7 protein-coding genes are annotated in these 8,940 nt (G+C 69.7%); 3 read left to right on the top strand and 4 right to left on the bottom strand.

What is annotated here, in order from left to right:
* Positions 1-148 precede the first annotated feature (148 nt).
* Both IEZ21_RS40795 and IEZ21_RS40790 read right to left on the bottom strand, forming a co-directional pair.
* The gene (locus IEZ21_RS40795) at positions 149-1,228 is read right to left on the bottom strand and encodes a phosphatase PAP2 family protein (RefSeq protein ID WP_189326869.1); all 1,080 of its coding nucleotides are present in this window, start codon (positions 1,226-1,228) and stop codon (positions 149-151) included.
* Positions 1,229-1,466: 238 nt separating this feature from the next.
* Complete coding sequence (locus tag IEZ21_RS40790) at positions 1,467-2,651, bottom strand: glycosyltransferase family 39 protein (RefSeq protein ID WP_189326868.1); 1,185 nt, start codon at positions 2,649-2,651, stop codon at positions 1,467-1,469.
* 261 nt (positions 2,652-2,912) lie between these two features.
* Between IEZ21_RS40790 and IEZ21_RS40785 the strand changes: the two genes are divergently transcribed.
* Positions 2,913-4,532: an MFS transporter gene (locus IEZ21_RS40785; RefSeq protein WP_189326867.1), complete on the top strand. Its 1,620-nt coding sequence runs from the start codon at positions 2,913-2,915 to the stop codon at positions 4,530-4,532.
* 212 nt (positions 4,533-4,744) lie between these two features.
* Entirely contained in the window at positions 4,745-5,935 is a 1,191-nt protein-coding gene (locus tag IEZ21_RS40780) for an acyl-CoA dehydrogenase family protein (RefSeq protein WP_189326866.1), read from the top strand.
* A 40-nt stretch (positions 5,936-5,975) separates the two neighbouring features.
* Here IEZ21_RS40780 and IEZ21_RS40775 read toward each other — a convergent pair whose 3' ends face one another.
* Complete coding sequence (locus tag IEZ21_RS40775) at positions 5,976-6,419, bottom strand: cell division protein SepF (protein WP_189326865.1); 444 nt, start codon at positions 6,417-6,419, stop codon at positions 5,976-5,978.
* 576 nt (positions 6,420-6,995) lie between these two features.
* Here IEZ21_RS40775 and IEZ21_RS40770 point away from each other — a divergent pair.
* Positions 6,996-7,898 carry a S1 family peptidase gene (locus tag IEZ21_RS40770; protein WP_189326864.1) on the top strand — a complete coding sequence of 301 codons (903 nt, stop codon included), beginning with the start codon at positions 6,996-6,998 and terminating at the stop codon, positions 7,896-7,898.
* Between the two features lie 92 nt (positions 7,899-7,990).
* On the opposite strand, the gene IEZ21_RS40765 is transcribed toward IEZ21_RS40770, so the two are convergent.
* Entirely contained in the window at positions 7,991-8,866 is an 876-nt protein-coding gene (locus tag IEZ21_RS40765; RefSeq protein WP_246568696.1) for an alpha/beta fold hydrolase, read from the bottom strand.
* Positions 8,867-8,940 lie beyond the last annotated feature (74 nt).

Genomic DNA, 8,940 nt, shown 5'->3' with positions numbered 1-8,940 from the left:
ACAGGCCGCTCCGCGGCGGGCGCTCCTTGACGGGCGAACGTTGCCTGCCGCGGCACTAGCTGCCCACTGCGAAGGCCCTCGGCTCCAGGAGTCGAGGGCCTTCGCGTGTGGGGAGCCGTGTGTGCGTACCGGCCCCGCTGTCTGCTGCTCAGCCGCCCGTCACGGGGCGGGGCTGGCTGGTGTGAGAGGTGCCACGTGTCACTCGCTCCGAGTGCGGGGGTCTGCGGCTTCCGGCGGGCGTCACCGGCATACGCTCCGCGCGGCTCGTGTGCGGGCCGGGCGCCAGGTAGGCGGGCGCGGGGGGCGTCCGGGACGTACGCGGCGCGCTGACCGGCTCGCGGGGCGCGGGCTCCTCGTCGGCGGAGGCGCGAGGGGCGGCGGAGGCCGCGCTCTCGGCGTGCGCTTCGTGTGGCGAGAGCATCGCGGCGGCGGCCACCGAAGCGGTGGCAGGCACCGGCGCCGTACCGGCGCGGCGGCTGCGCCAGGCGTCCCGCAGGGCGAAGACACGGGCCTCGGCGCGGGCGATCAGCGGCTCGAACCAGGGCAGCGCCAGCAGGATCAGCAGACCCGCGGCCCAGCCCAGGACTACATCGCTCAGCCAGTGCGTACCGATGTAGACGGTGGTCAGGCCGACACCCAGGGAGATCACTGCGGAGACGGCCGACAGCCAGCGGCGAGCTCGCGGCGTCGAGGCCAGATAGGCGAGAATGCCCCAGGTCACGACGGCGTTGGCGGTGTGGCCCGAAGGGAATATATCGCCGCCGAGCCACATCTCGTTCGAGCCGATCGTGGTCGCGTAGTGCGGGCCCAGACGGCCCATGCCGATCTTGGCGGCGCCCACCGTGACGTTCAGCAGCAGCAGCGAGACGCCGAGCGCGAGCAGCGGGCGCAGTGTGTGCATCCGCCAGGAACGCCAGCCCAGCCAGGCCGTGACCATCACGGCGGTGGGGCCGCGCTGGCCGAGCACCACGTAGTAGTCGAGGAACGCGTGGATCTCCGGCCACTGCTGGTAGGGCCGGAAGAACATGACCTGCCAGTCGAGCGTGACCAGCCAGGACGTGATGATCACGGCCCACACGATGGCCGCGTAGAAGGCGAGTGTGGCCGCGAAGAGAACCACCCTGTGGGGGCTCATTCTGGGCACGCCGATATGGGCCGGCCGTTCCGGCTCACGGTCCAGCCGGGCGAAGACCCGGTCCAGACGAGTCAGCTTTCGTTCGGTACGCACGTATTCGACGTTACAGCGAGTGAGCTGTGCGCAACGCCGGAGCGCGCTCTTTGTGATGACGATGTGATGTGGGATTCCTCTCAGGAAGGCGTTTATCCCGGGCTTATGGATTTATCGGGCGCGTCCTTCCTTCAATTCCGTTGCTCCGTCCGGTGAGTTGTTATTGGGTGCGCCTGAATTTGTTCACCAAAAGCTTGCGCGCAATTCCCCGGGTGCTCGCCGGGGGGCGGGGAGGCGGTCAGGGCGGACCGGAGCCGTTCAGCCAGAACGCGCCGTACGCCGCCGACACCACCGCCACGCACCCCAGCGCCCACGCCGACGTGGGCGTTCGCAGTCGGGCCAGGGCCAGTGCCGGCGGCAGCAGCAGGGGGAAGGCGGGCAGTAGCAAGCGCGGTTTCGAGCCGAAGTAGCTCGACGCGCACAGGGCGAGCGCGGTGACGATCCCCGCGTACACCAGCAGCGGCAGCGGCTGACCCTGCCGTACGCAGATCACATACAGCCAGATCACCAGGGCGACCCCGACGATCAGCCCGATCCCGGCGAGGGCGGAGGGAAACGACGTGAACTTGTCGGCGACGAACCGGGCGAAGGCATAGCCGCCGTCGAAGCCGTTGCCCCACCCCGCCTGGACGTCGAGATAGCCCAGCGGGCCCTTGCCCGTGTGCTGCCCGACCCACAGGACGTAACCGGCGGCGCCCAGTGGCGCGAGGAGCATGCCCAGGACGCGCCGCCAGAGAGGCGCGCCATCCGGTGCCGGAACTCTCCGTTCCCGTACGGACGAATCCCGTACGTACGAGGCGATCGCCGCCACCCACACCGCGGCGACCACCGCGGCGCCCACCGGGCGGGTCAGGCCGGCGAAGGAGGCGAGCAGGCCCGCCGTCAGCCAGCGGCCGGTCAGGACCGCGTACAGCGACCAGGCCGCGAGCGCCGTGAACAGTGACTCGCTGTACGCCATCGACTGCACGATCCCGACGGGCAGCACCGCCCACAGCAGTACCGCGCACACGCCTGCCCGGCGGCCATGGACATGGTCAGCGACCGCGAAGATGCCCCAGGCCGCGGCGAGTGACGCCAGCGTGCTGATCAGCAGGCCCGCGTCCGCGTACGACAGCGGAGTCACCGCCGAGAGCGCCCGCTCCAGCCACGGCAGCAGAGGGAAGAACGCGAGATTCGAGTGCACGTCGCCGTTGGGGAGACGTACCTCATAGCCGTAACCGAGCTCCGCGACCCGCGTGTACCAGAGCGAGTCCCAGCGTGCCGTGAGCAGCTGGTGCGGGCTCTTGTCGCGGGTGGCGCTCCACAGGGCGAGCGCCACCAGGCCCAGCGCGCGGACCGCCGCGTACCCCAGCAGGGCGGGGGCGACGCGGCGCGGCCAGGGTCCCGGACGGGCCGGCGCGACGGGCGTTTCAAGATCGGTCACGGGCTCGATTATGGGCCGGACCCGGAACCGGGCGGCCCGGCGGGGGCGTGCTCGGTCACGTGGGAGCGTGGCGCACGCCACACGTTTTCTGAGAGTTACGTGAGAGGCCCGCCACTGGCCACCGGAGGGATCTCGCGTACTCTGACGACTCACTCGCCTTTGTTGCGTGAGACCGGGACACCGCTCCTCCCGGCCGCGACCGCAGGGAGTCCCCACCCAGCGGATCCGCCGAACGCGAGGGAACATCTGGGAGGTACGTGCATGTCCGGGACGACCACGGCCGCTTCGCGTTGCCGTCGGGAGGCCGGGGCCGGTGCAAACCGATGGGTTGTCCTCGTCGTCCTCTGCGTCAGCCTGCTGCTGGTCGCCGTCGATGCCACCGTGCTGCATGTAGCGGTACCCGCCGTCTCCGAGGATCTCAGGCCCGGCTCGATCGAACTCCTCTGGATCGTCGACATCTATCCGCTGGTCTGCGCCTCGCTGCTGATCCTGTTCGGCACCCTGGGCGACCGGGTCGGCCGCAGACGGATCCTCCTGATCGGGTACGCCCTCTTCGGTGTCGCCTCCGCGCTGGCGGCCTGCGCCGACAGCGCGCACGTCCTGATCGCGGCGCGCGCCCTGCTCGGCGTCGGTGGCGCGATGATCATGCCCGCGACGCTCTCGATCCTGCGGCAGGTCTTTCCCGACCGGCGTGAGCGGGCCATGGCGATCGGTGTCTGGAGCGCGGTCGCCGCGGTGGGCGCGGCCGTCGGGCCGCTGCTCGGCGGGTTCCTCCTTGAGCACTTCTGGTGGGGTGCGGTCTTCCTCATCAACATCCCGCTGATGCTGGTCAGCCTGCCCGTCGGGCGGTTGCTGCTGCCCGAGTCGACCGGGGACGGCAAGGGGCCGTGGGACGTCGTCGGCGCGCTGCTGGCCGCGGCCGGGCTCTTCGGTGTCGTCCTCGGCGTCAAGCGGCTGGGCGCCGGGGAAATGCCGCTGAGCGCCTATACGGTGGCGCCGCTGCTCGTGGGAGCCGGGCTGCTCGTCGCCTTCGTACGGCGGCAGCGGCGGCGTAAGTATCCGCTCGTCGATCTGCGGCTGTTCGCCAAGCCCGCCTTCAGTACGTCCGTCGGGTGCATCGTGCTCGCACTGCTCGCGCTGGTCGGTCTGGAACTGATCGCCGCGCAGTACCTCCAGCTCGTCCTGAATCTCTCGCCGCTGGAGACCGGGCTGCGGCTGGTGCCGCTCACCGTCGCCGCGATGGCCGCGGGTCTTGTCGGGGCGAAGCTGCTGCACCGCTTCGGGCCGCGGATCATGGTCAGCCTCGGCTTCTGTCTCACCGCCGCCGCGGTCATCATGCTCACGGGGATGGGCCGCCACGACAACGCTCCGCTGCTGCTGACCGGGTTCGTGCTGCTCGGGTTCGGGCTCGAGGTGACGTTGTTCGGGGCGTACGAGTCGATGCTCAGTGAGGCTCCGCAGTCGCAGGCGGGTGGGGCCGCCGCGATCGGGGAGACGTCGTATCAGCTGGGTGCGGGGATCGGGGTCGCGCTGCTCGGGAGCGTGATGAACGCGGCGTACGCGCCGGGGCTTTCCTCTGTGCGGGGGGTGCCTGCTGCGGATTCGGCTGCGGCCAGTCATTCGTTGGGTGAGGCGTATGAGGTCGCCGCTCGGCTTGGCGGGGGGCCGGGGGAGGCGTTGCGGCATGCTGCTCGGGACTCGTTCGTGCACGGGCTGCATGTGACGTTGGTCGTCAGTGCCGGGCTGTTGTTGCTCGGGGCCGTTATGGCGTTGCGGTTGCCGCGGGCCATGGAGTGCGAGGCGCCTGCGGCGGGCTTGGCGGAGGTGCCTGCGCCTCGGGAGGCGTCGGCGGCGCCGGTGCGTGCGGAGTCGTCTGTCTGATCGTGCGTTGTGGTTGTGGTCAGGGCTTTTCCCACCCGCGCACCGCCCGTTTCAACTTCGCTGACCTGTGCGGGTTTCTCGTGGGGGTGCGGCGCCGTTGGCGGCTGCGGGTTCGTGGGAGGGAACAAGCCCTCGACTTGCGTGACACTGCGTCGTAACGTCAGCCATGCGTTGTGGTTAACAGTGCTAGTTTTCGTCGCCGGAGGCCCCCCATGTCCGCATCCTCGAAGCTGCCCCCCTTCGACCCCGCCGATCTCCTCGGCCTCGACGAGCTCCTCGAACCGGAGGATCTGGCGATCCGGGACACCGTGCGGGACTGGGCCGCGGATCGGGTGATGCCGTACATCGCCGAGTGGTACGAGTCGGGGGAGCTGCCCGGGATCCGGGAGCTGGCGCGGGAGTTGGGGGAGATCGGGGCGCTGGGCATGTCGCTCAGCGGGTACGGGTGTGCGGGGGCCAGTGCTGTGCAGTACGGGCTTGCCTGCCTGGAGTTGGAGGCCGCCGACACCGGGATCCGGTCGCTGGTGTCCGTGCAGGGGTCGCTCGCCATGTACGCGATCCACCGGTTCGGGTCCGAGGAGCAGAAGCAGCGGTGGCTGCCGCCGATGGCCGCCGGCGAGGTCATCGGGTGCTTCGGGCTGACCGAGCCCGATCACGGGTCCGACCCCGGGGCGATGCGTACGTACGCCAAGCGGGACGGGACCGACTGGGTCCTGAACGGGCGGAAGATGTGGATCACCAACGGCTCGGTCGCCCAGGTCGCCGTCGTCTGGGCGCAGACCGACGACGGGATCCGCGGCTTCGTCGTGCCCACCGACAGCCCGGGCTTCTCCGCACCCGAGATCAAGCACAAGTGGTCCCTGCGGGCTTCGGTCACCAGTGAGCTCGTACTCGACGACGTGCGGCTGCCCGCCGATGCCGTACTGCCCGAGGTCACCGGGCTGAAGGGACCGCTCAGCTGCCTCTCGCACGCCCGCTACGGGATCGTGTGGGGGGCGATGGGCGCCGCGCGGTCGAGTTTCGAGGCGGCGGTCGAATACGCGAAGACGCGTGAGCAGTTCGGGCGGCCCATCGGCGGTTTCCAGCTCACCCAGGCCAAACTCGCCGACATGGCGGTCGAACTGCACAAGGGGATTCTGCTCGCCCACCATCTGGGGCGGCGGATGGACGCGGGACGGCTGCGTCCCGAACAGGTCAGTTTCGGCAAGCTCAACAACGTACGAGAAGCGATCGACATCTGCCGTACCGCGCGCACGATCCTGGGCGCCAACGGGATCTCGCTCGAATACCCCGTGATGCGGCACGCCACGAACCTGGAGTCGGTGCTGACCTACGAAGGCACCGTCGAAATGCACCAACTGGTGCTGGGCAAGGCGCTCACCGGACTCGACGCCTTCCGGTAGCCCTCAGGCTCCGGAAGGCGGGGCCGGTGAGCGGCCTTGCCTAGCTCTGGTTGAAGAAACCGTCGGTCCGACGGCCCACCGGCTCCCCGCTGACGATCTCCGTGTCGGCGGGGGTCAGCAGGAAAACACGGTTCGACACGCGCTCGATCGAGCCGCGCAGGCCGAAGATCAGGCCGGCCGCGAAGTCGACGACGCGCTTGGCGTCGGCGGGCTCCATGGCCGTGAGGTTCATGATGACGGGCACGCCGTCCCGGAAGAGCTCGCCGATCCCACGGGCGTCCCGGAAGCTGTCCGGGGTGACCGTGCCGATCCGGCGGCCCTTCTCCTCGGCCGCCTCCGACGCCACCTTCACCCGCGGATCCGTGACCCAGGCATCCCGGGGCTCGGAACCTTCGGCGTAGCTGTCGTCGTCGTAGTAACGCTCGTCATCGTTGTTGTCGTCGACGAGGCCAAGCCAGGCACTCGCCTTGCGCACCGATCCCATGGACGCCTCCTCTCACAGCGGTCTTTCTGCTTCCGCATCCCTATGGTCGTCCATGATGCGGATGTCGCGCCAAGGGGATAGACGCCGCGCGGGGGTTTCGTGACGGTACTGGTGCACAACGAATTAGTCGAGAGCCCGCGTTTCCCAAGGGCCTTGCTGTGTACGGCTGCTGACTATGAGTGAAATATGATTCTCAACGGCGTATGGGTGACGACCGGGGCGTACGGGTGAACGGGGTGGTCGATCCGGCGCCGTGACGCAACATCTGACGGAGACTCAACGCCTGTCGGGGGTCTGCCTGACGGCGGGTTCCGAGGAATAACCTGGGCATGTCGATTGCCGCGGGGGAGCCGCAATCCGCACGCTGACCTGAGCAATCTCCGCGAGACGTACGCAAGTTGAACGCTGCACGGCCGAAAGGCCCCCTTGCGCAGGTCGACCGGGCGGTCGAATATTCCGTCCAGCGCCTGTCAGGGGCACAACGTGTTCGGAATCCGGACATGTGGCTTCTGGCTGTCGCCTCACGGGCCCCGACCCCACGCGGGCCCCCGACTTCCCATGTGGAGGAACGTAAAAGTGAGGACCAAGCGCACCACCCCCCGCAGCGGCATAGCGAGACGCACCCGGCTGATCGCCATCGGTGCCGGACTCGTGGCCGCGGCCGCCGTCACCGTCCCCAACGCGAACGCGAGCGACGCACAGACCTTCAGCACGACCCAGCTCAAGAAGGCCGGCGCCTCGGTGCTCCAGGCCGATGTGCCGGGCACCGCCTGGGCGGTCGACTCCAAGACCAACAAGGTCATGGTCACCGTCGACAGCACCGTCTCCGACGCGGAGATCGCGAAGATCAAGGAAGCGGCGGGCAGCAACGCCGACGCCCTTCAGATCAAGCACACCCCGGGCAAGTTCAGCAAGCTCATCCAGGGCGGCGACGCCATCTATGCGAGTAGCTGGCGCTGCTCCCTCGGCTTCAACGTCCAGAACAGCAGCGGTACGCAGTTCTTCCTGACCGCCGGTCACTGCACCGACGGCGCCGGCACCTGGTACTCCAACTCCGGCCGCACCACGGTCATCGGCTCGACCACCGGCTCCAGCTTCCCGGGCAACGACTACGGCATCGTGCGGTACTCCGGGTCCGTCAGCAGGCCCGGCACCGCGAACGGCGTGGACATCACCCGCGCGGCCACGCCCAGCGTGGGCACCACCGTCATCCGTGACGGCTCCACCACCGGTACGCACAGCGGCCGGGTCACCGCCCTGAACGCGACCGTCAACTACGGCGGCGGCGACGTCGTCGGCGGTCTGATCCAGACCACCGTCTGCGCCGAGCCCGGCGACTCCGGCGGCTCGCTCTACGGCAGCAACGGCACCGCGTACGGCCTGACCTCAGGCGGCAGCGGCAACTGCTCCTCCGGCGGCACCACGTTCTTCCAGCCGGTCACCGAGGCCCTGAGCGCCTACGGGGTCACCGTCTACTGATCGGCGCGCACGGCACGAAGGAACACAGGCACGCAGCCAGCAGTGGACGGGCCTCCGCATGTACGTGTGGTGCGGGGGCCCGTCCTCCTCGTTCAGGCTGACGCTCGTGGAACCAGCCAGTCGAGTACGTCCGGAAGGGCCTCCAGGGCCCCGAAGTGACCGGCCTCCGGGTCCAGTACGGGCCGGGCGCGCGGGATGCGCTCGGCCAGCCACTCGAAGTGGCTCACCGGGGAGAGGGTGTCCTGGGCGCCGTGCCACAGCAGTACGGGCCGGATGATCGCCGCCGGGTCGAAGCCCCAGTTGCTCAGCAGGGCGAGATCGTCGTCGATCCAGCCGTACGCCGAACTGCGCAGCGCCTCGCGGAAGGTGCGCAGCAGCATCTCGCTGATGGCCGGTTCGGCGATGATCCGCCGGTCCGAGTCGGTGAGGCCGTCGCGGATCGACACGAGGAGCTGGGCCGGGTCCTTGCGGATCGCGGCAGCCCGCGCGGAGATGCGCTCGGCGAAGTCCAGCGGGTCGGTCAGCGCCTGGGCGAACTCCTCGACGTTGGACTCGGCCATCCCGTCGAACCAGCGCAGCCCTTCGGCGTCCGGCGGGGCGAGACTCATCATCGCCGCCGCGCGCCGCACCCGGTTCGGCAGCAGGGCCGCGCAGGCCAGTGCGTGCGGGGCACCGCCCGAGCGGCCGAGCACCGCGAACCGGTCGAGCTTCAGGGTGTCGGCCACCGCGGCCACGTCCCGCGCCGCGTGCGCCACCCGGCGGCCCGGGCCACGGTCCGAATCCCCGTACCCCGGGCGGTCGTACGCGATGAACCGCACCCCGGGGCGCGCGTCCACCAGATCCTGCGGCACCGTCCCGGAGCGGCAGCCCGGTGTGCCGTGCAGCAGCACCACCGGCGTACCGCCCGGATCACCCCACTCCTCGATCGCCAGCCACCGTCCGTCCCGCATCCGAATGCCGCTGGGCACCTGCGTCCTCCATCTCCCCTTCGCGTCCGCGCCGGAGTTACCGTCGAAGTACCTGAAGTACACACCTGATGCGC

Origin of the sequence: Streptomyces flaveus (genome assembly GCF_014647675.1) — a bacterium.
In the GTDB taxonomy this organism is placed as follows: Bacteria; Actinomycetota; Actinomycetes; order Streptomycetales; family Streptomycetaceae; genus Streptomyces; species Streptomyces flaveus.
This window is presented reverse-complemented; position numbering and strand designations above follow the sequence as displayed.